This window comes from Lentzea sp. NPDC051838 (assembly GCF_040681245.1).
Taxonomy (GTDB): Bacteria; Actinomycetota; Actinomycetes; order Mycobacteriales; family Pseudonocardiaceae; genus Lentzea.
Window position 1 is genome coordinate 111,538 of record NZ_JBFAYI010000003.1, and the last position, 24,434, is coordinate 135,971.

A 24,434-nucleotide genomic window follows, 5' to 3' on the forward strand; every position below is an offset into this window, starting at 1 on the left:
CAAGTTGCGACAATAACCACTGCGTTTGTGGTGTTCAGCCGAAGAAAGCCCAGTCGGGTTCGGCGTGCCCGTAAGACGTATCGGTGACCGTTCTACCTGCGGGAGCGCGTTCACGCACCACAACACATCTTCATCTCAACCGCCGGAACCTGCGGGAGGGGGTGTTGCGATGGTCAACCGAGTGAGTAGTCTCTACGCCGCCCCCAAGATCATCGCCGGTTGATCGTGTTGATCACGCGATGCTATCTTTCCGTCGCCAATTCGGGTGCTCGTGGAGCGTTGTGAAGCTGAAGAACGTGCCTGAGACGAATTACAAGACAATTCGTTCCCGGCTCACTGGTGTCGTGGTGGTTCCCAGCATCGTCCTCCTGGCCATGTGGGCGTTGTTCTCGTCCTACACGGTGTTCGACGGTCTGTATCTCCAGCTGGTGGCCTCCGGGGTGAGAGACGCGTCGATCCCCGCGGTGCAGTCGTTCGCGTCGCTGCAGAAGGAACGCGAGCTCAGCATGACCAGCCTGAGCAAGCCCGGTTCCAACACCTCCGCGCTGGTCAAGCAGCAGCAGGTGACGGACGGCGACCTGGTCAAGATGAAGGCGGCGTTCACCGAGCTCGCCTCGCAGGCGCCGCAGGAGATCGTCGACGGCATCGGCAAGCTCAACGGCCTGCTGGACCAGCTGCCGCAGCAGCGTGCCGCCCTGGAGGCCGGTACCGCGTCCAAGCCCGAGGTCTACCGCTACTACAACAGCGTGCTCGACGCCGGTGCCTCGCTGTTCAACACGCAGGCCCGCGTCGTGCCGGACGCCGAGACGGTCCAGGGCGCGCTCGCCGCCGTGCAGTACTTCCAGGCCGCCGACTCGATGTCACGGGCCGGTTCGGTCGCCGCCGGTGCGCTCACGGCCGGCAAGTTCACGCCGGAGGAGCACCGCGAGTTCGTCTACCTCGTGGGCGCGTACCGGTCGTCGTTGAACTCTCTCGAGCCCAACGCGCTGCAGAACGTGCGCGACCACTTCAAGACGGTCACCGGCAGCGCCCAGTGGCAGCAGCTGGTGACGTTGGAGAACCGCCTGCTGCAGAACGCGGAACGGCCGATCGGCACGTCCGTCACGTTGTCCGACTGGGAGACGTCGAGCCGTGCGGTGTCGACCGAGCTGACGACGATGGTGCAGGAGCAGTCGGCCGGCGCGGTGAACGTGGCACTGGCCAACGGTGAGAACAAGTTCACCACCGTGCTGATCGGCAGCCTCATCGCCCTCGTCGCGGTGATCGTCGGAATCTTCCTCGCGGTCCGCATCTCGAGCCGCCTGGTCAACAAGGCGTTGATCGTCCGGCTGACGTCGCTGAAGAGCGACTCGCTCAAGCTCGCGCACGAGAAGCTGCCGGACATCGTCGAGCGGTTGCGCGACGGCAAGCACATCGACATCGACGCCGAGGTGCCGCCGCTCGACTACGGCAACGACGAGATCGGTCAGGTGGCCGACGCGTTCAACGCCGCGCAGTACACCGCCGTCGCCGCGGCAGTGAAGGAGTCGCAGACCCGTGAAGGCGTCAACCGGGTCTTCCTCGACATCGCCCGCCGCAACCAGGGTCTGGTGCACCGCCAGCTGAAGATCCTCGACAAGCTGGAGCGCGAGGAGGAGAACCCCGACCACCTCGACGCGTTCTTCCAGCTCGACCACCTCGCGACGCGTGCGCGCCGCAACGCCGAGAACCTGATCATCCTCACCGGTGAGCAGCCGGGCCGGCAGTGGCGCAAGCCCGTGCGCATGCTCGACGTCGTGCGCGCGGCCGTCGCGGAGACCGAGCAGTACGCGCGGGTCAAGGTGAACCCGGTGCCCGAGGTCGCGCTGGCCGGTGCCGCCGTCGCCGACGTGATCCACCTGATCGCCGAGCTCGTCGACAACGCGACGTCGTTCTCGTCGCCGCGCTCGCAGGTCGAGGTGCACAGCAGCGAGGTGCCGCAGGGTCTCGTGATCGAGATCGAGGACCACGGTCTCGGCATCAAGCCGGAGGACCGCGAGCAGCACAACAAGATGCTGACCGCGCCGCCGGACTTCGAGGCCATGCGCCTGCGCGGTGAGTCCCGCCTGGGCCTGTTCGTCGTCGCGCGGCTGGCGGCTCGTCGTGGCATCCACGTGGAGCTGCGCGACTGCCCGTCCGGCGGCACGATCGCGCTGGTGCTCCTGCCGGCCGACCTGATCGTCGGCGAGGCGGGCGTGGCCGATCCCGCGGACTCCCCGCAGATGGTGCCGAAGCCGACGTTCCGGCAGCAGTCCCTGGCGCAGGCCGCCCTTCCCGTCGCCGAGGACGTCGTGCTCGACGCGCGGCCCAGCTCCGAGCTCAACGAGTTCTGGGCAGGGGGAGGAGTGGGAAACGACCACGGCTCCCGTTCGATCGTCACGGAAAGGGACGAGGACAGCGGGAGCATCGTCGGTGTGCTGCCGGCGCAAGACCAGCCGGCCGCTCAGTGGCCTGCCGAAGACCCCCGGGACGGTGACGACTCGCGTCAGGACACCCGGCCAGAGCTGCCACGGCGCCGCAAACAGCAGCACCTCGTGCCGCAGCTGGCCAACGACGACCTCAGGCCCGACCTCGAGCTCACCGAGGCGCACACCGAGGAACGGGCCGAACGCACTCGCGACGGCATGTCGGCCTTCCAGCGGGGCACCCGAAGCGCCCGCCAGACCGACGACCCCGTCGAACCGTGACGACCCCTACGACTGAAAGGTTCTTTTCGTGGACGACGACCTGACCGGCGGGCATCCCGAGCTCAACTGGCTGCTGGACGATCTCGTCGCCAGAGTGGTGGGTGCCAGGCACGCGGTGGTGCTCTCCGCGGACGGTCTGCTGCTCGCCCGCTCTCCCGAACTGTCCAAGGACGACTCCGACCACCTGTCCGCGATGGCGTCGGCGTTCCAGTCGCTCGCCCGCGGCACGGGACGGCACTTCGGCGGTGGGCAGGTCCGGCAGACCATCGTGGAGATGGAGCGCGCGCACCTGTTCGTCACCGCCGCTGGGCAGGGCGCCTGCCTCGCCGTCGTCGGTGACGAGGAGGCGGACATGGGCATGATCGCGTACGAGATGAACATGCTCGTGAAGCGCGTCGGCTCCTACCTCTCGTCGGCGCCGCGCACACTCGCGTCGCCTCGAGTGCCGGGGCTCTCGTGAGTCCCCGGTCGTCGGACTGGTGGTACGACGAGGCCGCCGGTCCGATCGTTCGCCCCTACGCCCTGGTGAGCGGTCGTACGCGGCCGACGTGGGGCCGGTTGAACCTCGCGACCCAGGTGCGGGCGATCCGCACCACGTCCGACACCAGCGCGCTCTCCGTCGAGCACCTGGAAATCATGAAGATGTGCCGCAAACCGTTGTCCGTGGCGGAAGTCGCCGCGTACCTGCACGCTCCGCTCGTCGTGGCCAAAGTGCTGTTGAGCGACCTGATCCAGCGCGGCGACGTCATCACCAGTGACGCGTCGCGGATGGCGGTCGCGCCGGACCGGAACCTACTCCAGAAGGTGCTTGATGGCGTCCGCGCAATCTGAGGAACTGACCGTTCCCTCGTCGGTCAAGATCGTGGTGGCAGGCGGTTTCGGTGTCGGCAAGACGACACTGGTCGGCGCGGTCAGCGAGATCACGCCGCTGCGCACGGAGGAACTGCTCACCGAGGCCGGCACGCAGATCGACGACCTGGCCGGCGTCGAGGGCAAGACCACGACGACGGTGGCGCTGGACTTCGGCCGCATCACGATCAACCCCGAGGTCGTGCTGTACCTGTTCGGCACGCCGGGCCAGGACCGGTTCTGGTTCATGTGGGACGAGCTCGCGTACGGGGCGATCGGCGCTGTCGTGCTGGTCGACACCCGGCGGCTCGACGGCGGGTTCGGGGCGATCGACTTCTTCGAGCGCCGCGCGATTCCGTTCGTGGTCGCGGTGAACGTGTTCGAGGGCAGCCACTCCTACACCGCGGACGAGCTGCGCTCCGCTCTGGACGTGGGCGACAACGTGCCGTTGGTGCTGTGCGACGCCCGCGACCGCGAGTCCTGCAAGACGGTGCTGGCCCGCGTGATCGAGCATGCGATGAGCAAGCTCGATCCCGCGATGGCCTAGCGGTTACCTGATTTTCTCCAAGCGACAGCGGAACGGCCGCAACATGACAGGTGCCTCGGTGAGTTTGTAGCCGGGCACCTGTTCCGGGTTCTTGGCGATGCCCGCGAGCGTCTCGGCCACGTACTCCAGGTGGCTGCGGGTGTAGACGCGGCGCGGGATCGCCAGGCGCACCAGCTCGAACGGCGCGGGCGTGATCAGCTCGCCCTGTTCGGTGATCTCGCCGAGGTAGAGCGAACCCAGTTCGGCACAACGGATTCCGCCCGCGAGGTACAGCTCCGACGCGAGCGCGTGACCGGTGAACTGGTGCGGCGGGATGTGCGGGAGCAGCCTGCCCGCGTTGAGGTACACCGCGTGCACGCCCGTCGGCTGCACACTGTCCACACCGGCCTGTCGCGCGCATTCGGCCAGATATGCCGTGGCCTCAGCGCGTTCCCTGAGGTACAGCGGGTCGGTGACCTCCTGCAAACCCTGCGCGCACATGTCGAGGTCGCGACCGCTGAGTCCGCCGTAGGTGCGGAAACCCTCGGTGGCGATCAGCAGGAGCTCGCACTGCTTGGCCAGCTTGGTGTCGTTGAGGGCGAGCAACCCTCCGATGTGGACGATGCCGTCCTTCTTCAGGCTGGCGACGCAGCCGTCGGCGAGCCGGAACGCCTTCTTCGCGACGTCGCGCGGGCTGTGGCCGCGGTACTTCTCTTCTCGTTGCGTGACGAGCCAGGCGTTCTCCGCGAACCGGGCCGCGTCGAGGATGAACGGCACGCCGTGCTTGCGGCACAGCTTGCTCGCCTTCTTGATGTTCGACATCGACACCGGCTGCCCGCCGCCGCCGTTGTTGGTGATCGTCATCAGCACCAGGCCGACGTCGTCAGGGCCTTCGAGCGCTTCCTCGAGGGCGACGAGGTCGATGTTGCCCTTGAACGGGGCGTCGCTGTCGAGGTCCTTCGCTTCCGGGCAAGGAAGGTCCCGGACCACGCCGCCGGCGATCTCCACGTTCGCGCGGGTGGTGTCGAAGTGCGTGTTGCTGATGGAGATCTGGCCGGGCTTGAGCAACGCCGTGAACAGGATCCGTTCCGCGGCACGGCCTTGGTGCACCGGGAAGATGTGCTCGTAGCCGGTCAGTTCCTCGGCGACGTCGCGGAACCGTTGCCACGACCGCGCACCCGCGTAGGTCTCGTCGCCGCGCATGCCCGCCGCCTGCTGTTCGGCACTCAGTGCGCCGGTGCCGGAGTCGCTCAGCAGGTCGATCGTGACGTCGTCCGCGGTGAGGTTGAACTGGTTGCAGCCACCCTCGGCGTAGCGGCGCTCGCGGTACTCGCGGGTGGTGATGGGGATCGGCTCGACGACCTTGATGCGGTAGGGCTCCACCGGACTTGCCTTTCTCAGAGCGACATTGCTGTTGTGCGCGCGGGTGTTACGTCGTACGCCTCGGAGGACAGATATACCGTGACCCCGGGGCGTGGCCTGCCCAACCGCAGTGACACATGCGCGATCAGGCCCACGCCGTCCGCGAGCGGTCTGCGGACCATGCTCGCCAGCGCCATCACGAACGGCGCGGTGTCGAGCCCGCACCTCGCCATGATCGCGAGAACGCGCTCGCACGCCTCCAGGTCGTCCCGCACGTAGTCCCGGATCGGGATGTACAGCGAGTAGCCGCTCGGGCGGTCCGTGTCGCCGGACAGGAAGGTGTAGCTGGACATCAGCGGCCTGCGGGTGAACGGGCCGGTGCCGCAGGCGAGCGTGATCACGTCGGCGAGCAGCTCGGGATCGACGTCCGGTGCCGCGGCGGCGGCGACCACCACGTCCGGGATCTCGGCGGCCTCGTGCGCCACGTAGGTCTTCACGCGGGCCTGATCGGAGTCCATCAGGTCGAGGGCGAAGAACGAGAACCGGTCCCGGTCGTCGCGTCGCAGGGCGTGACCGGCCACGGTCTCGTACGCCGGGCCGAGACCGAGTCTGGTGAGTGCCTCGCGCACCAACGAGGTCGCGCTCTCCCTGCCCCGCACCTCGGGGTTGAGGTAGACCTTGATCGCGGGCGCGCTGTCCGGCCCGACGATCAGCGAGTACCAGAACGCGAACTGGCCCTGCGGGTTCTCCGGGAGGAACAGGTCGCGCACGGCGTCGAGCTGTCTCACGTCCAGCTGGTGCTCGTGAGCGAGCTCGTCGAGCACGCCGAGCGCGGCGTCGGCGTTGGCCCTCAGGCCGGGCTGCTCGGCGAGCGGCTCGACGATCATGCGCACGACGGGTGGTTCGTGCTGGGCCAGTGCCACCGAGAATTCGACCGGGGTGTGGTCGTCGGCGACGTGGGAGGGCCAATGCGGAACTGCCGCGAGTGGCTGCTCGCAGCCCGGGCCGAGTGCCTCAGCCAGCAGTTTCATCGCTCTTTCCGCTGAATCCGCTAATCCGACGGCACGGAGGAGGATCTGCAGCTGGGCAACGGCGAAATCGCGTAATGAGACGTCAGGCACGCTCAAGACAGGGCTCTCCTGATCGGCCGGGGAATCAGGGCGGGGTGCAATCCGGTCGGGGTGGAATCGCGGAGTGAATTCTCTCAACCACCTACATGGCCTGGTCAAGGGCTAGAGGGGTGGCACGGGGCGTTCGGGGCTGTGATCAGAATTGCACTGCACGGCCTATTGACTGTTCCTGAATTCGATGATGAGCGCGGCATTCCGGGAGTGTGAATGGTCCAATACGTCGCCGAATTGCAATGACCGCCGTACATGTGCTATGCGGAGTCGCTTGGATTCGAATGAATGGAGTTTGTGCCGCTAATCGTTTCGTGCTAGCGGGGATGAATTCGACAGTCGTTCGACATGTTTCCCGGTCGAAGTCCCGGTAACGCTGCGACGTCCTTTGGGGACGAACGAGGCCGGAACCCGATGCATCGCAAATTTATGAGAAATCCTCGCTAACGCGGGGCCGCGGCGGGCGACTGATGGGCGTACATGATCCACTCACTAGGAGTGTCAATGCGTTTCCCTGCTGCGGTGACGGCTGCCCTCGTGCTGGCCGCACTGCCCGCACCGGCTCAGGCGGCCGGCTGCGTCTGGACCGCCTCCGGTCTGCCCACCCACCCCGGTGTGCGGGACGAGCGCGTCACCGGGATGTCCCCGGACGGCTCGATCACGATCGGTGACGCGTTCAACGTCGACTTCGACGTGCTGAACGGCATCCTCTGGTTCGGCACCACGCCGTCGCTCATGGCCGAGGTGCTCGCCGGTCCCGGCGTCGAGAACTCCCCGTCGGACGTGAACAACGCGGGCATCGTCGCCGGCTACACCTACGACGAGAACACCGGCCTGACCGCGTCGTACCGCTACAACGCCCACGACGGCACCTACGAGTGGTTGCAGGCGCCGAACAACAACGGCGCGGCGACCGACATCAACGAGCGCGGTGACGTCGTCGGCTGGATCAACGAGGGCGTCGTCGTCAAAACCGTGCTCTGGCCCGCCGGATCGACGCAGTACCAGGTGATCGGGAACGGCACGCCCGCCGGGCTCGACGAGGAGGGGCACGTCGTCACCAGCAAGGGCGAGATCTGGTCTCCTGACGGCACCGTCGTGAAGATCACGGACACGCAGGGCGCGTACCCGCGCGCCTACGCCGGCGGTCACGCGGTCGGCGTGGGCACCGGGGGCAACATCGTCGAGTGGGATCTCTCCGGGACGGTCACCCGGACCATCCCCGGAGCGGTCACGGTCGAGGCGGTCAACGCGAGTGGCGTGATCGCGGGGCTGCACGAGCTCGGCGACACGCGGCGCTGGGCGATCTGGAGCGACGGCGGAGTGCAGGACCTGGAGGACTCGTACGTCGAGGGCATCACCGACGCCGGTGTCGCGTACGGCCGCCAGGGCTGGGACGCGGCGATCTTCCGCTGCAGCTGATCTCGCGGAAAGTGCTGCCCGGCCTGGGTTTCCGCCCAGGCCGGGCGGTTTCGGTTGACGGTCGCGCGTTGGCCGTGGCACCATCGTTCTCGTGATCTACTGACACCCCCACTCCGCACGCGCCTTTTTCGCGCTGTGCGCTCCGTTTCCGAACTTCCTTCGGCGGTTGGGTGTCCCTCTTGTCGAACATTCCCTTTTCGCATGCCCAAATCTGCTGAAGTCCTACGGCGCTCGCCGTGTGCTGGACAGGCTTGGACTGTCCGATGTGGATGGTTCGCGTCGCCTGAAAGGGGGTTTTCATGTCAGGTCAGCTCACTCTTCGGTCGGTCAGCAAGTCCTTTGCTCACCGCCGTGTGCTCGACGCCGTCTCGTTGACGGTCCGGTCGGGCGAAAAGCTCGGTGTGGTAGGAGAAAACGGGTCAGGCAAGTCGACTCTGCTGCGGTTGATCGCGGGAGTCGAGTCGCCCGACGACGGCACGGTCACCGTGGTGGCGGAAGGAGGTGTCGGGCACCTCGGTCAGGTGCTCGCGTTGCCTTCGTCAGCTACGGTCGGCGATGCCGTCGATGCCGCTCTGGTCGAGATTCGCCTGCTGGAGCAGCAGATCGCGGCTGCGGCGGAGTCGCAGGATCTGGCTGCCTACGGTGAGTTGCTCACCGCGTTCGAGTTGCGCGACGGGTACTCGGCGGATGCTCGGGTCGAGGCCGCGATGTCCGCTCTGGGCATCGGTTCTCTCGGTCGTGAACGGACGCTCGGCACGTTGTCCGGTGGTCAGCGGGCTCGGCTGGCGTTGGCCGGTGTGTTGTCGGCTGAGCCGGAGTTGCTGTTGCTCGACGAGCCCACCAACCACCTCGACGCGGCGGCGCTGGCGTGGCTGGAGGCTCGGCTGCGGGCGCATCGCGGCACGCTCGTGGTGGTGACGCACGACCGGCTCCTGCTGGAGTCCGTGGCCACGGCGATCGTCGAGGTCGACGAGCGTTCGCTTTCCCGTTACGGCAACGGATACGCCGGTTACGTGGCCGAGAAGCGGGCGGCTCGGCAGCGCTGGGAGCAGGCGTACGCGGAGTGGGTGGGCGAGATCGCGCACTGGACCGAGTGGCGTGGCACGACTGCTTACAACGTGGCGCCGGGCCGGGCGATCAAGGACCACAACAAGTGCAAGTACAACGGGGATGGACGGCGGGTGCAGGCGTCGATCTCGACTCGGGTGCGGAGTGCTTCCGGGCGGTTGGAGCGGTTGCGTGCTGATCCGGTTGCGCGGCCGCCGGATCCGTTGCGCCTCAACGCGCCTCTGGATGCTCTGGTGCGGGAGGGTGCAGTTCTTGAGGTGCGGGACGCGGCAGTCGGTCAGCGGCTCGCCGTGGACTCGCTCGTCGTGTCGGCGGGGGAGCGGGTGCTGGTGACCGGGCCGAACGGGGCGGGCAAGTCGACGTTGCTCGACCTGCTGGCCGGGGTGCTTCAGCCCTCGTCCGGAACCGTTGAGCGGCACGGTGTTGTCGGGTATCTGCCGCAGGAGACCGCAGTGGTTCACCCTCGCCGGACCGTGCTGGCGGCGTTCGCCGACGGCGTGCCCGGCGAAGACCACGCGGAGTCGCTGATGTCGCTGGGTCTGTTCCGCTCCGCCGACTTCGCCACACCCGTCGGCGCGTTGTCCGTGGGGCAGCGGCGGCGGCTCGCGCTGGCCCGGTTGTTGCGGCAGGAGTCGGACGTGCTGCTGCTCGACGAGCCGACCAACCACCTGTCGCTCGCGCTCGTGGAGGAGCTGGAAGGGGCGCTCGCCGGCTATCCCGGTGCCGTCGTCGTGGTGTCGCACGACCGGCTGTTGCGGCAGCGGTGGAGTGGGGGAGAGCTGGAGCTGAACGAAGGCAGGGTGCTCGTACCGGCTTGAGTAAAGGTGGTTGACACTAGCGAGTCAACCGGCTTTACTTGGATGAGTAAAGCAACTTGACATGGGGGATGAAATGCAACTTGTCACCGAGACCGAAGAGCGGACGACCCGGACCCCGGCCGGCCTGATGGCGGCGCTGGCCGGTCCGAGTCAGGGCAGTGAGCAGGTCAGCACGTGGCGCGTCGAGATGGCGCAGGACGTCGACTCGCCGCTGCACCTGATCGACGCGGACCAGATCTGGATGCCGATCGCGGGCACCTGGGAGTTCACGGTCGGGGGCGAGGTCGTGAAGGCCTCCGCGGGCCAGGCGGTGGTGTTGCACGCCGACGAACCGCGGCAGTTCCGCGCTGTCGGCGGCCCGGCGCAGGCGCTGGTCGCGATGGTGTCGAGCGGGAAGGCCGGTGCTCCCGGCAGCGAGGCGCGGCAGAGTCTGCCTTGGGCGTTGTAGTGCAGAATCGTCCGGTGCAGCCCGATGACCCCCTGGCTCGAACCGAGCTGACGTTCGTCCTGGGAATGGCCTTCCAGTTGGTGGTGGCCGAGTTCGTGCAACGGCTCGACGCCGAGGGCTACGCCGATCTGAGACCTGCTCACGGGGCGGTGTTCCAGGCGCTGCGCGGGGGCGGCGCGACGAGCACGGAGCTGGCCGAGCGGCTCGGGGTGACGAAGCAGGCGGCCGGGCAGATGGTGGCGGACCTGGAGGAGCGCGGCTATCTGCGGCGGGTGGAGCATCCGGACGGTGGCCGGCGTCGGCTGGTCGTGCTGACGGGCAAGGCCGACGAGCACATGGCCGTGGCTGGGCGGGTGCTGCACAAGCTGGAGGCGGAGCTGGCTTCGCAGCTGGGGGAGGGGAAGCTGCAGGAGCTGCGGGCGGGCTTGTCGCAGCTGATCCGCGAGCTGGCCGGGGCTGAGCTGCCGCCGCTGCGCCCGGCCTGGTAGATCCCCGTGGTGGGGCCTGCACCAGCACGCCCGCTGGGGCAGGCCTGATGGCCGGGCGCACACGGGCGCGGCAGGGTGGGTGATCATGAAGTCACTCGTGACAGCGGCTGTGATCGCGCTCGTGCCCCCGCTCAACCCGGACGCGCTGCAGGCGGCGATCTCCGACCTGGAACACCCGGTCGTGACGTCGGCGCAGCTGCGCGTGTCCGGGTCGGCGGGGAGCTGGTACGGGAAGGCCGGCGCGGTGGCCAGGCAGGACGACCGGTTCCGGATCGGCAGTGTCACCAAGGTTTTCGTGGCGACGGTGGTCCTGCAGCTCGTGGCGGAGCGCAAGGTCGACCTCGGCACGCCGATCCAGCACTACCTGCCCGGCCTGCTGCCGCCGAGCCTCGAACCGGTGACGGTCGGCCAACTCCTCAACCACACCAGCGGGATTCCGTTCGAGGTGGGCTTTCCCGACCTGAGCACGCCGGACAAGGTCGTCGCGCACCGCTACGACCGGTGGACGCCCGAGCAGAGGGTGCGCCTGGTGCCCGACACGAAGGCGAAGTTCCCGCCCGGCACCGCACAGGAGTACCGCGGCATCAACTACGTCCTCGCCGCGCTGCTGATCGAGAAGGTCACCGGCCACGCGTACGGGCACGAGGTCGAGGCAAGAATCCTGTGTCCCCTGGGCCTCACCAGGACCTACGTTCCAGGCCTGAACGAGACCAGGATCCGCGGCTCGCACGTGCGCGGCTACCTCGACGTGCCGGGCCGGGGCCTGGTCGATGTCAGCGACTACAACACGTCCATGTCGTACGGCGAGGGCGACATGATCTCCACGACCGGCGACCTCACTCGTTTCACGTCGGCGCTGTTCGGCGGCGAGTTGCTGCCCCCGAACCTGTTGTCGCACCTGTTCACGGTACCGGCGGTGTCCATGGTGGACGGTGGTCCGGCCCGTTACTCGGCCGGCCTGCAGACGGCCACGATCAACGGCGTGACCGTCTGGGGCAAGACGGGGGAGCAGTACGGCTACAACGCGGGCATGTTCTCGACGCGGGACCAGCAGCGCCGCATCGCCTACTCGTTCACGCCGACGGTCAGCGACGGCACGCAGCAGCAGATGACGCTGAGGATCGTGAACGCCGTCACGCGTTGACCCAGCAGGCCTCATGGCGGTGCGCCGGTTGGCGGAGCGGGACGTCCGAGGGCGTCCGAGAGCGTCCGACTCTTCTTCCGGTTGCCGGGTTCGCAGGACAGCGTGGGGGTGTTCTGTTGATCAACTGGGAGGAGCGGATCGTGAAGCGTTTCGCACAGCTGGCCGGGGAGAAGCTCGTCGGACTGGTGCTGCCGAAGATCGATGCCGGTGCCTGCGTGCCCGAGCACGGGCAGTGTTGCAAGAAGGGCTACCGCTTCAACTGCAACGGCATCTGCTCTTCGGTGAGCAGCAGCTGCCGCTGACGCGCTGAGTCGGGGCGTCGGCGAGGGCCGATCTCGCCGGCGCCCTTCTCTGGGGAGGCCGGACGTGCTCGACTTGGTGGCTCGTGTGCTGCTCGCCGGTGTGTTTCTCGCGGCGGTGGTGGGGAAAGTTCGTACGCGGCAGGGGTTTGCGGAGTTCCGCGACTCGATTGCCGCTCTGGTGCCGTGGTTGCCTGCGCGAGCCGTGGCGGTGGCGGTGCTCTGCGGTGAGGCTGTGGCTGTTGTGCTGCTGGCGGTTCCTGGCACTGCGCTCGGGTACGCGGTGGCTGTCGCGTTGCTCGTGGCGTTCTGCGGGGCGATCGCTGGTTCGGTGTACGGCAGGAAAGCTGTGCGCTGCAAGTGTTTCGGCGCGGCTGGGGATGTGCTCGGGCCTCGACATCTGGTGCGCAACGGGGTGCTGATCGGTGTTGGTCTGGTGGGCGCGTTCGTGACGCCACCCGCTTCCTGGGAGGAACCGTTGACCCTGCTCACGATTGCCGTGGTGTTGCTCGCGGTGGTGGTCGCCGTGCACGTGCTGTTCACGTACGGACTGGTGGCGCGGGTGCGCGAGCTGCAGGAGCGGTCCGTGCCGGTGCGGGAGACGAACCTGCCGCAGCCCGGCAAGGTGATCCCGTCGTTCTCGGTTCTCGACACCGCCGGCTCGCTGTTCACGTCGAATGATCTCGAGGGTCCGGTGCAGGTCGGGTTCTTCTCGGTCGGGTGCGGGCCGTGCCGCTCGTTGACGGACGCGTTGCTGGCTGATCCGCCCGCGGCTCGGTTCGTGTCCGTTGTGGACGGTGATGTGACCGATCCCGAGGCCACGGCTCGTCTGGTGGAGAAGGTGTCCGCGCTGGGGCGGGTTGTGGTCGTTGGGACTGATGACCCTGTGCTGTCGGCATTTGACGTCATGGCGTTCCCGACGTTGATCTACACGCACGGCGGGGTGGTGACTGCGTCCGGTATCAAGCTGAGCGACTTCGTGGAGGTGCCGGCGCCGGTGGCGTGATCCGGAACGCGCTGGCAGCGCTGGCGCTGCCGTTCCGCGCCACGCCTCTCGTGGCCGGCGTGACGCTGGTGCTCACGGTGTTCGCCGGTGCGGCACCGGCTGCCGGTGCCTGGTTGACGAAGTCGCTGGTCGACTCGCTGACCTCGGGGACTTCGCCCGGCAGAGCGGCGTTCCTGGCCGTGGCGGCGGCGCTCGTCGGCGGGCTGGCGATCGCGTTGCTCTACGTCGGCGGGCATCTGGGTGAGGTGGTGCAGCAGCGGGTCGCGGTGACCGTGGAGAGCCGGTTGTTCCAGCGGATCGCGACGTTGCCGGGGTTGCGGTGGATCGAGGATCCCGCGTTCCACGACCGGCTGCGCCTCGCCGAGCAGGCCGCACAGGAGGCTCCCGGCACGATTTCCCAGTTCACGCAGGAAGTCGTGCGTTCGGTGGTGTTGCTGGCGAGCTTCACCGGGGCGTTGCTGGTGGTGTGGCCGCCGATGACGTTGCTGCTGCTCGCTTCGGTCGTGACGGCGGTGTTCGCCCGGCTGGCGACGGCCCGGCGTGAGGCGGCCACGGAAGAAGCGTGGGTGGCGACGGATCGGCGGCGTCTCTTCTACCGGGCGTTGCTGACGGATGTGCGGGCGGCCAAGGAGATTCGGCTGTTCGGGCTCGGCGAACTGTTGCACACCAGGATGGTCTCGTCGTTGCGGACGGTGTCGGGCGCGCGGCTCGCCGCGGCCCGGCGGGGAACGTTGGTGCAGAGCGGTTTGGCGCTGCTCGGAGCGGTCGTGGCGGGTGCGGGCACGGTCGTGGTGGCGGTTCAGGTGGTGTCCGGCCGGTCGTCCGTCGGCGATCTCGTGCTGTTCCTGGGCGCGGTCGCCGGGGTCCAGAGCGGGCTGTCCGGCGTGGTGCTGCAGCTGGGTGAGGCCGGGCGCGCGGTGCGGCTGTTCGGCCACTACCTCGACGTTCTCGGCACCGAGGACGACCTGGTGGCGGGTGGCTCATTGCCTGCTGTGGCCGCGATCGAGCTGCGGGACGTGTGGTTCCGCTACTCCGAAGACGGTCCGTGGGTGCTGCGCGGCGTGAACCTGACGATCCCGGCGGGTGCCGCGGTCGGGCTGGTCGGTGTCAACGGCGCGGGCAAGAGCACGCTGGTGAAGCTGCTGTGCCGGTTCTACGACCCGCAGCGCGGCACGATCACGTGGGGCGGCGAGGACATCCGCTCGCTGGACCTGCCCTCGTTGCGGCGGCGGATCGGCGTGGTGTTCCAGGAGTTCATGGCCTACGACCTGACCGCGGCGGAGAACATCGGCATAGGCCAGGTCTCGTCGCTCGGCGATCGGGCGCGGATCGTTGCGGCAGCGGAGGTTGCGGAGATTTCGCATGCTTTGGAGTCGTTGCCCGACGGCTACGACACCGTGCTGTCCCGGACACACGCCGACGACGAACGCGCGGGCGTGACGTTGTCCGGCGGGCAGTGGCAACGTGTCGCGCTGGCCCGCTGCCTGATGCGGACCGATGCGTCGTTGATGATCCTCGACGAGCCCACGTCCGGTTTGGACGCGGAAGGCGAACACCGCGTGCACGACATCCTTCGCCGCCACGCGTCGGGCCGGACGCGTTTGCTGATCTCGCACCGCCTGTCGGCACTGCGCGGCGCGGATCTCATCGTCACGTTGGTGTCCGGTCAGGTTTCCGAACACGGCAGCCACGACGAACTGATGGACGCCGATGGCGAGTACGCCCGCCTCTTCCGGCTGCAGGCAGGCGGTTACCAGGATGCGAGGGTCGGCTGATGTGGATCAGGGTCACCGTGCGCGGCAACAGCATGTCGCCGACCTTCTTCGACGGTCAGGAACTCCTGGCGCGCAGGCTCCTGCTGCGGAGCCCGCGCCGCCGTGAGGTGATCGTGTTCCGAGTGCCCGATGCCGAGCTGCCACACCGGATCAAACGCGTGGCCGCCATCGCCGGCGACCCGGTGCCTTCCTGGCTGGCGCCGTCGTTGGCCGTCGACCGTGTGCCACCCGGTTTCGTGGCCGTGGCAGGCGACAACGCGCGCTCACAGGACTCCCGTCAACTGGGCCTGGTCTCCTGCCGCGACATCGTCGGCACAGTTCGCTGACATCGGCTGGCCGCGACCCAGCGTTGCCGCCAGCTCATCATGTCCCCGCCGCACGCCCTGGCGATCGCCAGAACCGTGTCCAGCTTGGGAAAACGACGCCCGGTCAACGCATCGTGCAACGTGCTGCGCGCACACCCGGTGCGCCGCGCCAGCTCCCGATAGGACAAGCCGCCCAGCAACCGCAGCTCGTCCAGGTCGACACCCAGCTCAACCCCAGTGCTCATCCAGACTCCTCGGTCGTCGGTCCTCCGTTCCTCTCCTCTTGAAGCCCACCGCATGGTTACCCGAGCGCGATCGAGTTCGCCACAATGACAGTCAACAGGCTTGGCGGAAGGCCAGGTGGAGCCTGGCCGAGAGCTCGTTCGCGGCCGCCCGCGCCTGGTCGAGCACCGAGGGGATCGACATCGCCTCCTCGGACCGCACCCTGATGTGAGGCGCCGTGCAGTAGCCGTTGGCGCGGCTGCTCTCGGCGAGCCCCGCGGCCGGCTCCAGCCCGGCGGCCAGGACGATCGCGGCCGGTGGCGGAAGGCTTCCGAGCGCGGCGAGCCCGCGCAGCGACCGTTCGATCTGCTCGCTCAGCGCGTCGCGGTCGAGCAGCGACCCGCGGGCGTCGTGGGGGAGTGGTGACCACATCGTGCGCTGGCCGGTGGTGTAGACGGCGAGTCCGCTGTGGCCGTCCGGGCTCGGTGCCGACCGCACCCAGGCGGCGTCGCTCGTGACCCCGCCGGGCAGGCGCTCGGTGCCGGTGAACAACCCGTGCTCCCTGCCGTGGTCGGCGAGGAGGGCGGGCACCCGGCTCAGCTTGTGCGCTTCCAGCTTCCCGAAGTCGTCCAGCGGAACGAGGTGGACCTCGACGGCGCAGCGTTCGACCGCGGATCTGGTGTCGGTGAGGCCGGCCCTCCACTGGACGTCCACAGGCCTCGTCCACCGGCGCGGTGAGCGTGCCTGGGGGATCAACCGAGGGGGTGCCGTGGCGAGCAGCTCGGCGGCGACCGCGATGGTGACGGCGGCGGCGTTGCGGGCCGCGATCGGTTGCCAGCCGTCGCCGTCGGTCTCGTACTTGTTCCCGTCGGCTTTGTCGCTGATCCCGCGCACCGCGAGGAACGGCGCCCGGTTCAGCTGCGCGGCTCTCGCCGTGCCCGCGCTCTCCTGCTCGATGGCGGCCGCGTCGTCGTAGTTGCGCCGCAGCTGACGGGCCAGCGGGGTGTCGCGCGAGTTGAGCACGACCTCGCCGGCCGCGATCGGCCGGAAGTGGATCGCGGGAATCGCGGAAAGCCTGGGGCGCCACGCCTTCTCGCGGCTCAGGTGGCGCGCGATCTGTTCGAGCTCGTGATCCGCCTCCCACGCCTGCGGGCGGGACCGGAAACCTTCGCGATCCTCGAAACCGCCGTGGTAGCCGTAAACCTTGGTGGCGACGACAACGCTGCCGAGCTCCAGATCGTCGTGCAGCGCGCCCGCGATCCCGGTGAACAGCACGGCGCGCGGCCGGAACTCGGTGATCGCCCGCTCGGCCAGCACGGCGGCGGACCCGTTGCCCGCTCCCACCACCGCGAGCACCACCCGCCCCGTGCCCGCCCGGACGCGCCCGACCTCGAACCGGGTGCCGGCGGCGTGCCGATGCACCGCGGGGTCCTCGAGGAGGTCCCGCACCGCGGCGTATTCGGACTCCAAGGCCGTCAGCACGACGACGGTGTCGGTAGCTTCGGTGGTCACCTGATCCCGTTCTGACAGTGCGCTCCTGCCCCGAAAAGCTACCTTCTGGTCCGCGCTTTTCCTTGGCCTGTCAGGTTTTTGTCAATGAACAGGGATCAAGCCGCAGCGCAGGAACACAGTCGTCAACGCCTCGAGCTCGCGACGCGTGTAGCCGAGGAACAGCACCTTGCGCAGCGACGTGCCGGGATGATCGGCGAGGTGGTCGACCGTCGCCGCGACCATCGCCTCGGCAGTGCTCGCCACATCAGCCTTGGCAGCCCCCGTCCCCAGCAACGGGAACAGCACGCTTCCCGCCTCCAGCTCTTCCACCGCAACGAGAACGTTGCGCACACAGCCCCCGACGTCACCCACCTGGCGGTAGCCCGCGCCGGGTTCTCCGTGCACCGCGGCCACGTGGACCACATGCCGAACGTTGTGCGTGCGCTCCAGCTCACCGCTTCTCGTGACGACCACACTGCCCGGCGCGACCGGCCGTTGGACGATCCTGGCCTCCAGTTCGGCGGAGATCGGATCGTCGACCATCCGCCCAGCCTGATCCCGTTCGGCTCCCCAGAACCGGATGATGCCCGACACGCTGAAATCCGTCGGCCGGGCCATGTACATCTCGGTGTTCTCGCTGTTGACCCACACCTCCGCCGCCGTACAGCGGAGAATGTCCCCAGGCACGATCACGAACTCCGGCCCCTGCTCCGGAAACCGGAAGGACCTCAGCGCCCCGGACGCCCGCGTCTCGTCCGCCGGCCGCGGCAGGAATCCGCGCAGCTCCTGCACCAGATGCGCCATGTCGTGGGCGATCGTGTAGTGCCGCAACCGCAGATGCTGGCACCGCGCCAACGCCCTGATGCCCTCAGGAAGCTCCTCCGGCACCTCGGCGTCCTCGACGAGCACCGGAATGACCCTCATTCCACGGGAGAACGCATCAGCGATCTCCCGCTGCACCCAGTCCTGCTCCGGCTCGCCGAGCAGCCCCGCCCACTTCTCCCCGATGACGGCGATCAACACCCGGCACTGCCGCAACGTGCCGAAGACCTGGTCCACGAAGTCGTCGCCGAGCCGGATCGACCTCGAGGCCAGGAACACCTCGTCCGCCCCGAGCTCCCCGGCCAGCGCCTGGTGGACCAGCGTCGCGTATCCGGGCTGGTCCTGCACGCGGTAGTTCACGAACACCGAGGCCACGCCACCAGGATATCGATCCTTCGACCGTCCACTGAGGACTGATCGGCCGATCGGGTGGATCACCCGGCGCGGTTCGGTACTGTGGGGGCCGAGGTGGCATGCGCGACTTGACCATCAGACCAGCGCTACCCGACGACCTCGCGTCGCTGACCCGGCGACTCGGGCAGGACGGGTATTTTGCCGACCGCCTCGACCGCCAGTCGGAGAACCGAGGCGTCCTCCTGACGGCCTGGCACGCCGACGTGGTGATCGGCGACGTCTACCTGTGGCTCGAACCCGCCGAGGAACCCGAGATCCGCGAACACCTGCCCGGCACGCCGCTCGTCACCCACCTGGAGATTCACTCGGAGCACCGGCGCAGGGGCCTCGGCACCCGTCTCATCGGCGCGGCGGAGGAACTGCTGACCGCCAGGGGATACGACGAGGTGGCGTTAGCCGTGGAGCTGACCAACCGGGCTGCGGCGAAGCTCTACGACCGGCTGGGCTACCGGGAGTGGCCGCACCCGCCCGTCAAGTGCTACGCGCTCGGTGATCACAACGGGCATCGGCGCGCGGAGATCTGCAACGTGATGGTCAAACCGCTCGCCTGACAGGTACCTGCTGTGCATCGCCAGGCCGAGGTGGACCACGACCTTCTCGAGGTCGCCCTTGCAGTAGTTCTGCTTCCGGCTCGGCAGCAACCGTTCGACGTGCTGCCGCCAGATCCTCCGGTCGGAGCGCCAAGCCCGGATGTAGGTCTCACACCACTCGGGCCGGATGTACTGGCATCTGCCCAGCGCCGCGTTCAACGAGTCCAGCATTCTGGCCTTCTGCACGGGCGCTTCGCCGCCGCGTTTCACCATGTCGGTCACCTGGTGGATGAAACTCATCCGCTTCGTCAGGTACTTCTGCCAGTAGGCGGTGTTCGCGTCTCGCAGCGATATGCCCTCGTCCAGGAGCCAGTACAGACCCTCCGCGAGAACGTCGCCGAACTCCTCCAACCGGGCTCGCTTGGGGATGTCGAACGGGTCGTACGGCTTCTGAACAGCGATCCCGGTGACGGCGGTCGGGCGCAGCTTGTCGCCGTTGAGCAGGAAGAACCAGTCCTCGTTGTAGATGTTGGGGAAGAACGAGGACGTCGATCTCGTGTGCACCGCCAGTGCGCCACCACCCACGAACACGTCCTGCGCTCCGCCGACCTCGCGGTAGGCGTGACACACCACGGAGTTGTCGGGGAACCCGTGGATGTTCAGGCCCGCTCCGGCGAAGTCGTCGGTCAGTGCCGCCGCCCTGCCCAGGTCCTGCGGTTCGGGAATCACGATGTCGTCGTCCAGGAAGACGATCCGCGCCCACCCCGCCGCGCGGGCGATCAACAGCCCGAGGTTGCGCTTGAGGCTGATGTCGCTGCGCCGTTCGAGCCTGGTGCCCTTCAACTGGGCACACGTCCTGAACTCCGGCAGCAGCCCACCAGGAAGGCCGTCCACGTCGACCGCGAGCACCTCCACGCCGGCCGTGGCCGCCAGGGCGACGACAGACCGGGCCGAGGTGTACCTGCCGCTGCACAACGCGACCAGGGAGCAGCCGAGAACCGCGGCCAGGCGGAGAGCGTGCGTCAGCGCCTGAGGATTGCGGATGGTGGGGACGATGATCGCGTCCACCTGCTCCGTGCGCCCGGCTTTCGGCGCGGTGAAGAGCAACCCCCGGTGTGAACCGTGGTGGTGCTCGGAGTGGATCAGGGCGCTCTTCGGCAAGTGGTCACGCGGTCCATTCGTGCAGAAGTTGGTCGGACTTGGTCCAGTCCGGGGTGGCGACCTGCCCCTTCAGCAGGACCTCCACCCGGCTGAGGATGCTCAACGTGTCGTGAGTGGCGAGCCGGCTCTGCACATGTGCGTTGTTGCGATCGCGGAACCGCACGTCGGTGAGGGCCCGGACCGCTCCGAGAACTCCGCGCGAGTGCGTGCCGTTGCACATGGTGACGGTGCGCTTGCGGTTGAAGGGGTTGCGCGAGCGGTAGAAGTGCGCGACGTCCACGTCGAGCACCTGCCGCTCGTCGACGGTGCGCAGCTCGGGCCGGAACGTCTTGATCACCTTCCCCTTCTCGACCACCTCGAACCCGCCCTCGTCCGCGTCCTCGGCACGTGCCACCTGCCGTATCGGCAGCTCGATGCGCCGCAGAACCTCGTCCGTGACCTGGTTCCAGTCCACGCCGCCCAGCAACACGAGGTGGCTCGAGTACTCGTCCGGCGTGAGAGTGCTTGAACCTGGACGTACGTGCACGTTGTTGCCAGGGTTCATCGCACGGATGTGGCCGTGCAGTTCGAGCAGCGAGTCAAGATCCGAGTACTGGTAGAGCTCCACGTAGTCGGGATCCTCCGGGTCCGCGCCTGGGAGCAGGTCGAGCCGCCGTTTCGGCAGCTCCGAGCAGACGATCGTGATGTCCTCGTCCAGCGGGAACCGCCACAGGTTGTCCGTGAGCGCGGTGGTGCTCCCGGCCGCGGGTCCGTCCACCGCGTTGTCCCGCAGTTCGATGAGCTCGGCGAGCAGGGAGTCCCTCTCCTCCTGCTCGTCTTCGGTCAGGTGGGACAGCAGTTGGAACTGCTGGTCGTCGACGGACCGGCTGGTGGCGAAGAAGGTGGCGTAGGCCTCCAGCCGATGCGGGGGAGGCACGACGGGATCGGTCTTCCGTTCCCACGACGAGATCAACGGAACGCTGACGTCGAACGCCTGGCCCAGCTGCTCCTGCGTGATGCGGACGCCAGGCCAGCGCTGTGTGCGCAGTGAGCGCAGTCGCCGCGCCAGCTGCAGCGCGGGGTCCTTGGCAGAGGTCACGCCATCACGTCCTTCAGCTGAACTTCAGTGCAAGGGTATGGCAACACCGTTCATCGCTGAGCGCCGGGTCATCATTACAGCCGAGTTCAGTCACCCGTTGGTGTGTATGTGGCAATCAGCTTGGCTATTGCTCGAACTTCAGCGGAGCCTTACCCTCAACTATAGACCTACAGCTCGGTAAAACTGAAGTTAACTGAAGTTCACTCGCTCGTCCGGGTGAGCGCCGTCAGTGCCCGATCCTCCGAGGGGAGGCGGGGAGCCATGAGTGCCCTGTCGATACAACCGCGTCAGCGCATCATCCTCGCAGTGGGCATGGTGCCACCGAAGGCCTGCAGCAACCTGGTGATGGGGGTGCTGCGCGGCGCCATGATCGAACTGGTCGACCGGGCGCTGGTCGAAACCGGGGTCACGCCGGACTTCCGCGACCGGCCCGTCGATCGCGGCGACTGGCTGATCGTGCTGATCCACCCCACGGACCGGATCCCGAAGCCGTCGTTGCTCACGGAGCTCGTGCCGCGGCTGCGCGAGCTGGTCGCGGAACGCAACGTGGGGCAGTACTACCCCTTGCGGCTCCGGGTCGTCATCCACCCCGGCGACGTGACCTGCGACGAGCTCGGCTGGTTCGGCGAGGACATCAACATCGCCACGGAACTGCTCACGGCTCCCGCGCTCGAAGACCGGCTCCAGCGGACCTCGGACCCCCTCGTGCTGGTGGTGTCGGACCAGATCCACCGTTCGGTGATCAGGCACGGGTACGACGGGATCGACGAACGGGCCTTCATCCCGCTGCCCCGGGTCGAGGTGGCCGGCGAGGAGTGCAAGGGGTGGGTGCACGTGCCGGGCGAGTCCTAGGGCTTCGTGGCCTGGCGCGCGGTTTCGTTCTGGGCCTTGCGCTCGTTCGGCCGGCGCGTGAGCACCAACGGCCCGTCCTCGGTGATCGCGACCGTGTGCTCGCTGTGTGCCGTGCGCGACCCATCGGCTGACCGCAGCGTCCAGCCGTCGTCGTCGAAGATGATGCGGTCGGTCGTCGCGGCCAGCCACGGCTCGATGGCGATGGTCAGGCCGGGACGCAGCTTCATGCCGTGGCCGCGCCTGCCGTTGTTCGACACGTGCGGTGCCTCGTGCATCGTGCGCCCGATGCCGTGGCCGCCGAACTCGAGGTTCGGCGTGTACCCGAACTGCTGGGCGACCTCGCCGATCGACGCCTCGATGTCGCCCATGCGGTTGCCGGGCTGGGCCGCCTCGATCGCGGCCTCGAGCGCTACCTCGGTGGCGCGGATGATGTGCAGGTCTTCCTCGCGCGGCGTGCCGACGATGACCGACACCGCGGAGTCCGCCACCCAGCCGTCGATGCCGACCGCGATGTCGAGGGTCAGCAGGTCGCCGTCCTGCAGCACGTAGTCCTTCGGCAGGCCGTGCAGCACCGCGTCGTTGACCGACAGGCAGATCACGTTGCGGAACGGGCCGCGGCCGAACGACGGTGAGTAGTCCCAGTAGCAGGACTCGGCACCGCGCTCCTGGATGAGGCGGCGGGCGTGCAGTTCGAGGTCGAGCAGGTTCACGCCGATTGCGGCTGCTGCCGACACCTCTTCGAGCAGGGAGCCGACGAACTGGCCGGTGACGTGCATGCGCTCGATCTCGGCAGGCGACTTGAGTTCGATCAACGTGGTCCTCCGTTTGGCTTGTACCGGTATAACTATACCGGGTCCGTCGCGGATAACGCCTCCGCAGGGTGGCCCGATCTCCTGGGTGTCCGCATCTGCAGGGAGGCGTCGTGGGCATCGACATGATCGAGGCGTTGTCGGGGCTGGCGGGTCAGCGGCCGATCTTCCACTCGGAGGCCGACTTCCAGCACGCGCTGGCGTGGCGGCTGCACGAGATGTACCCGAGTGCGCGGATCAGGCTGGAGACGCGTCCGGTCCGCGACATCAGGCTGGATCTGCTCGTCCAGGTCGACGGCGCGAGGGTCGCGGTCGAGCTGAAGCACCTCACCTCCGGGTTCAGCGGGGTGGTGGACGGGGAGAGTTTCGAACTGCCGAGCCAGGCCGCGCAGGACATCAGCAGGCACGACGTGATCAAGGACGTCGTGCGGCTGGAGCGGCTGGTGGCGGGCGGACATGCCGATGTGGGCTGGTCGGTGACACTCACCAACGACGCCGGCTACTGGTCGCCAGGCCGAAAGCTCGATCCGATCGACGCGGCCTTCCGTCTGCACGAGGGTCGGTCGCTGTCCGGCACGCTCAGCTGGGCGACGAACGCCGGCGCGGGCACGACTCGCACGCGCGATGTACCGCTGGTGCTCGCCGGAACCTATGCCTGTCAATGGCGGCCTTACTCGGAGGTCGTGGACTCTCGTGGACGCCTGAAGCCGTTCCGGTACCTCTGCGTCGTTGTCACGGCGACACCGTGACGAGATGGTCACCGAGGTCCGGCGTGACGGACGCTTGGCTGACAGCACCGTGCGCACCCACGTCGCCAACTCCATGTGCGTCAACTCGCCCGGCGACTCCTCGAGCGGGTCGACCGCGGGCGCTATCGCCTCACACGGTCGAGCTAGCTCGGTCACCTGGGTGGGCGACGCGGTTTGCGCGAAGGCACGCCGCATCTCCACAGTGCCGGGCATGAAGCAGGTGCTGCAGCACAGGATCGACTCGACGTTCGCCCACTACGACGTCGACCGCAACGGCGTCATCGAGCTGGCCGACATCTACGCGCTGGCCAACCGGCTGCTGCAGGCGTTCGGCGAGCCGGCGTCGTCTGAGCGCGGGAGTGAGTTGGTGGACGCCTACGACCGGTTCTGGGAGATGCTGGTCGACCACTGCGATGCCGACCGGGACGGCAAGATCGGGCCCGAGGAGTACCGGGACGCCATGATCGAGGCCTTTGTGGACCACGGGCCGTTCGACGCTGATTTCCTGGAGATCGTGCAGTCGTTGCTGGACATCGCGGATGTCAACGGCGACGGGCGGGTCGACGCCGACGAGTTCCAGGTGCTCCTCAAAGCGAGGGGCCTGACTGAAGAAGAGTGCGGGTTGGCCTTCGCGCACCTCGACACGGATGGCGACGGGGCCATCAGCGTGCAGGAATACGTTGCGGCGGTGCGGGACTACTACACGAACCCCGCGGAGGACACGCCCGGCAGCTGGCTCTACCCCAAGGCCCTCCAGCGCACCTAGGAACGGCGGTAGCGCGCGGGTGAGGTGCCCAGGGCTGAGCGGAAGGCTTGGGAGAACGCCGATTCCGAGCGGTAGCCGACCTCGCGGGCGACCCGCGCCACGGAATGCGTGGTGCGGGTCAGCGTGGCTGCAGATCACCCAGCCCGCCGGGTGGCGCGTGCTCACGGGCGTTCTCGTGGCCGCGCTGACTGTGTTCATCGGCAC

The 24,434-nt window shown here is 68.0% G+C and carries 25 protein-coding genes; 17 read left to right on the plus strand and 8 right to left on the minus strand.

The features are described from left to right. Positions 1-344: 344 nt before the first annotated feature. From AB0M24_RS09415 to AB0M24_RS09430, 4 genes are read left to right on the plus strand one after another with little or no spacing between them, the layout of a single operon-like run. Positions 345-2,705, plus strand: coding sequence for a nitrate- and nitrite sensing domain-containing protein (locus AB0M24_RS09415; RefSeq protein ID WP_363763290.1), 2,361 nt, complete (start codon positions 345-347; stop codon positions 2,703-2,705). A 28-nt stretch (positions 2,706-2,733) separates the two neighbouring features. Further along, positions 2,734-3,165: a roadblock/LC7 domain-containing protein gene (locus AB0M24_RS09420; RefSeq protein WP_363763293.1), complete on the plus strand. Its 432-nt coding sequence runs from the start codon at positions 2,734-2,736 to the stop codon at positions 3,163-3,165. Continuing rightward, a complete protein-coding gene (locus AB0M24_RS09425; protein ID WP_363763296.1) occupies positions 3,162-3,536 on the plus strand; it encodes a DUF742 domain-containing protein in 375 nt (124 codons plus the stop codon). Before AB0M24_RS09420 ends, AB0M24_RS09425 begins: the two co-directional genes overlap by 4 nt. Further along, positions 3,517-4,101, plus strand: a complete 585-nt coding sequence (locus AB0M24_RS09430) for an ATP/GTP-binding protein (RefSeq protein WP_363763299.1) — start codon at positions 3,517-3,519, stop codon at positions 4,099-4,101. Before AB0M24_RS09425 ends, AB0M24_RS09430 begins: the two co-directional genes overlap by 20 nt. 3 nt (positions 4,102-4,104) lie before the next feature. Here the strand turns inward: AB0M24_RS09430 and AB0M24_RS09435 are convergent, their stop codons facing one another. After that, a complete protein-coding gene (locus AB0M24_RS09435; RefSeq protein ID WP_363763302.1) occupies positions 4,105-5,463 on the minus strand; it encodes a tryptophanase in 1,359 nt (452 codons plus the stop codon). Between the two features lie 14 nt (positions 5,464-5,477). After that, positions 5,478-6,473 carry a tryptophan dimethylallyltransferase family protein gene (locus AB0M24_RS09440; RefSeq protein WP_363763305.1) on the minus strand — a complete coding sequence of 332 codons (996 nt, stop codon included), beginning with the start codon at positions 6,471-6,473 and terminating at the stop codon, positions 5,478-5,480. 594 nt (positions 6,474-7,067) lie between these two features. Between AB0M24_RS09440 and AB0M24_RS09445 the strand changes: the two genes are divergently transcribed. The 9 genes from AB0M24_RS09445 (at position 7,068) to AB0M24_RS09485 (ending at position 15,357) form a co-directional block, all read left to right on the plus strand. Beyond that, positions 7,068-7,985 (plus strand): hypothetical protein, encoded by a 918-nt coding sequence (locus AB0M24_RS09445; protein WP_363763308.1) that lies wholly within the window; start codon positions 7,068-7,070, stop codon positions 7,983-7,985. Between the two features lie 299 nt (positions 7,986-8,284). Next, the gene (gene abc-f / locus AB0M24_RS09450; RefSeq protein WP_363763311.1) at positions 8,285-9,871 is read left to right on the plus strand and encodes a ribosomal protection-like ABC-F family protein; all 1,587 of its coding nucleotides are present in this window, start codon (positions 8,285-8,287) and stop codon (positions 9,869-9,871) included. Positions 9,872-9,944: 73 nt separating this feature from the next. Further along, entirely contained in the window at positions 9,945-10,319 is a 375-nt protein-coding gene (locus AB0M24_RS09455; protein ID WP_363763314.1) for a hypothetical protein, read from the plus strand. 14 nt (positions 10,320-10,333) lie between these two features. After that, positions 10,334-10,807, plus strand: coding sequence for a MarR family winged helix-turn-helix transcriptional regulator (locus AB0M24_RS09460; RefSeq protein WP_363763317.1), 474 nt, complete (start codon positions 10,334-10,336; stop codon positions 10,805-10,807). Positions 10,808-10,892: 85 nt separating this feature from the next. Next, complete coding sequence (locus tag AB0M24_RS09465) at positions 10,893-11,951, plus strand: serine hydrolase domain-containing protein (RefSeq protein WP_363763319.1); 1,059 nt, start codon at positions 10,893-10,895, stop codon at positions 11,949-11,951. 140 nt (positions 11,952-12,091) lie between these two features. After that, a complete protein-coding gene (locus AB0M24_RS09470; RefSeq protein WP_196777915.1) occupies positions 12,092-12,253 on the plus strand; it encodes a hypothetical protein in 162 nt (53 codons plus the stop codon). Positions 12,254-12,317: 64 nt separating this feature from the next. Next, positions 12,318-13,256 (plus strand): MauE/DoxX family redox-associated membrane protein, encoded by a 939-nt coding sequence (locus tag AB0M24_RS09475; RefSeq protein ID WP_363763322.1) that lies wholly within the window; start codon positions 12,318-12,320, stop codon positions 13,254-13,256. Beyond that, positions 13,253-15,031 (plus strand): ABC transporter ATP-binding protein, encoded by a 1,779-nt coding sequence (locus AB0M24_RS09480; protein WP_363763325.1) that lies wholly within the window; start codon positions 13,253-13,255, stop codon positions 15,029-15,031. Before AB0M24_RS09475 ends, AB0M24_RS09480 begins: the two co-directional genes overlap by 4 nt. Continuing rightward, positions 15,031-15,357, plus strand: coding sequence for a S26 family signal peptidase (locus AB0M24_RS09485; protein WP_363763328.1), 327 nt, complete (start codon positions 15,031-15,033; stop codon positions 15,355-15,357). The genes AB0M24_RS09480 and AB0M24_RS09485 overlap by 1 nt, the downstream gene beginning before the upstream one ends. On the opposite strand, the gene AB0M24_RS09490 is transcribed toward AB0M24_RS09485, so the two are convergent. The 3 genes from AB0M24_RS09490 to AB0M24_RS09500 all read right to left on the minus strand — a co-directional run bounded on the left by AB0M24_RS09490 (position 15,309) and on the right by AB0M24_RS09500 (position 18,246). Continuing rightward, positions 15,309-15,581 (minus strand): helix-turn-helix transcriptional regulator, encoded by a 273-nt coding sequence (locus AB0M24_RS09490; RefSeq protein WP_363763331.1) that lies wholly within the window; start codon positions 15,579-15,581, stop codon positions 15,309-15,311. The two genes, AB0M24_RS09485 and AB0M24_RS09490, sit on opposite strands and share 49 nt — an antisense overlap. 91 nt (positions 15,582-15,672) lie before the next feature. Beyond that, positions 15,673-17,070, minus strand: a complete 1,398-nt coding sequence (locus AB0M24_RS09495) for a 5'-methylthioadenosine/S-adenosylhomocysteine nucleosidase (RefSeq protein ID WP_363763335.1) — start codon at positions 17,068-17,070, stop codon at positions 15,673-15,675. A gap of 81 nt (positions 17,071-17,151) precedes the next feature. Continuing rightward, a complete protein-coding gene (locus AB0M24_RS09500; protein WP_363763338.1) occupies positions 17,152-18,246 on the minus strand; it encodes a TIR domain-containing protein in 1,095 nt (364 codons plus the stop codon). A 98-nt stretch (positions 18,247-18,344) separates the two neighbouring features. Between AB0M24_RS09500 and AB0M24_RS09505 the strand changes: the two genes are divergently transcribed. After that, entirely contained in the window at positions 18,345-18,836 is a 492-nt protein-coding gene (locus tag AB0M24_RS09505; RefSeq protein ID WP_363763341.1) for a GNAT family N-acetyltransferase, read from the plus strand. 1,144 nt (positions 18,837-19,980) lie between these two features. On the opposite strand, the gene AB0M24_RS09510 is transcribed toward AB0M24_RS09505, so the two are convergent. Beyond that, positions 19,981-21,054 (minus strand): helix-turn-helix transcriptional regulator, encoded by a 1,074-nt coding sequence (locus AB0M24_RS09510; RefSeq protein ID WP_363763344.1) that lies wholly within the window; start codon positions 21,052-21,054, stop codon positions 19,981-19,983. A gap of 261 nt (positions 21,055-21,315) precedes the next feature. On the opposite strand from AB0M24_RS09510, the gene AB0M24_RS09515 reads away from it, so the two are divergent. Beyond that, positions 21,316-21,906 (plus strand): hypothetical protein, encoded by a 591-nt coding sequence (locus AB0M24_RS09515; protein ID WP_363763347.1) that lies wholly within the window; start codon positions 21,316-21,318, stop codon positions 21,904-21,906. On the opposite strand, the gene map is transcribed toward AB0M24_RS09515, so the two are convergent. Continuing rightward, complete coding sequence (map, locus tag AB0M24_RS09520; protein ID WP_363763350.1) at positions 21,903-22,718, minus strand: type I methionyl aminopeptidase; 816 nt, start codon at positions 22,716-22,718, stop codon at positions 21,903-21,905. The two genes, AB0M24_RS09515 and map, sit on opposite strands and share 4 nt — an antisense overlap. Before the next feature lie 110 nt (positions 22,719-22,828). On the opposite strand from map, the gene AB0M24_RS09525 reads away from it, so the two are divergent. Both AB0M24_RS09525 and AB0M24_RS09530 read left to right on the plus strand, forming a co-directional pair. Then, positions 22,829-23,464, plus strand: a complete 636-nt coding sequence (locus AB0M24_RS09525; protein WP_363763353.1) for a hypothetical protein — start codon at positions 22,829-22,831, stop codon at positions 23,462-23,464. A 4-nt stretch (positions 23,465-23,468) separates the two neighbouring features. Next, positions 23,469-24,230 (plus strand): EF-hand domain-containing protein, encoded by a 762-nt coding sequence (locus tag AB0M24_RS09530; protein WP_363763356.1) that lies wholly within the window; start codon positions 23,469-23,471, stop codon positions 24,228-24,230. Here the strand turns inward: AB0M24_RS09530 and AB0M24_RS09535 are convergent. Next, entirely contained in the window at positions 24,227-24,331 is a 105-nt protein-coding gene (locus AB0M24_RS09535; RefSeq protein ID WP_363763358.1) for an AraC family transcriptional regulator, read from the minus strand. The genes AB0M24_RS09530 and AB0M24_RS09535 overlap by 4 nt on opposite strands. Positions 24,332-24,434: the final 103 nt, after the last annotated feature.

Excerpts from the sequence above, each read along its gene's own strand:
- AB0M24_RS09430 (WP_363763299.1), top strand. The coding sequence starts at position 3,517 with ATGGCGTCCGCGCAATCTGAGGAACTGACCGTTCCCTCGTCGGTCAAG.
- AB0M24_RS09440 (WP_363763305.1), bottom strand. The coding sequence starts at position 6,473 with ATGAAACTGCTGGCTGAGGCACTCGGCCCGGGCTGCGAGCAGCCACTC.
- AB0M24_RS09445 (WP_363763308.1), top strand. The coding sequence starts at position 7,068 with ATGCGTTTCCCTGCTGCGGTGACGGCTGCCCTCGTGCTGGCCGCACTG.
- abc-f (WP_363763311.1), top strand. The coding sequence starts at position 8,285 with ATGTCAGGTCAGCTCACTCTTCGGTCGGTCAGCAAGTCCTTTGCTCAC.
- AB0M24_RS09455 (WP_363763314.1), top strand. The coding sequence starts at position 9,945 with ATGCAACTTGTCACCGAGACCGAAGAGCGGACGACCCGGACCCCGGCC.
- AB0M24_RS09465 (WP_363763319.1), top strand. The coding sequence starts at position 10,893 with ATGAAGTCACTCGTGACAGCGGCTGTGATCGCGCTCGTGCCCCCGCTC.
- AB0M24_RS09485 (WP_363763328.1), top strand. The coding sequence starts at position 15,031 with ATGTGGATCAGGGTCACCGTGCGCGGCAACAGCATGTCGCCGACCTTC.
- AB0M24_RS09490 (WP_363763331.1), bottom strand. The coding sequence starts at position 15,581 with ATGAGCACTGGGGTTGAGCTGGGTGTCGACCTGGACGAGCTGCGGTTG.
- AB0M24_RS09505 (WP_363763341.1), top strand. The coding sequence starts at position 18,345 with ATGCGCGACTTGACCATCAGACCAGCGCTACCCGACGACCTCGCGTCG.
- AB0M24_RS09515 (WP_363763347.1), top strand. The coding sequence starts at position 21,316 with ATGAGTGCCCTGTCGATACAACCGCGTCAGCGCATCATCCTCGCAGTG.
- AB0M24_RS09530 (WP_363763356.1), top strand. The coding sequence starts at position 23,469 with ATGGTCACCGAGGTCCGGCGTGACGGACGCTTGGCTGACAGCACCGTG.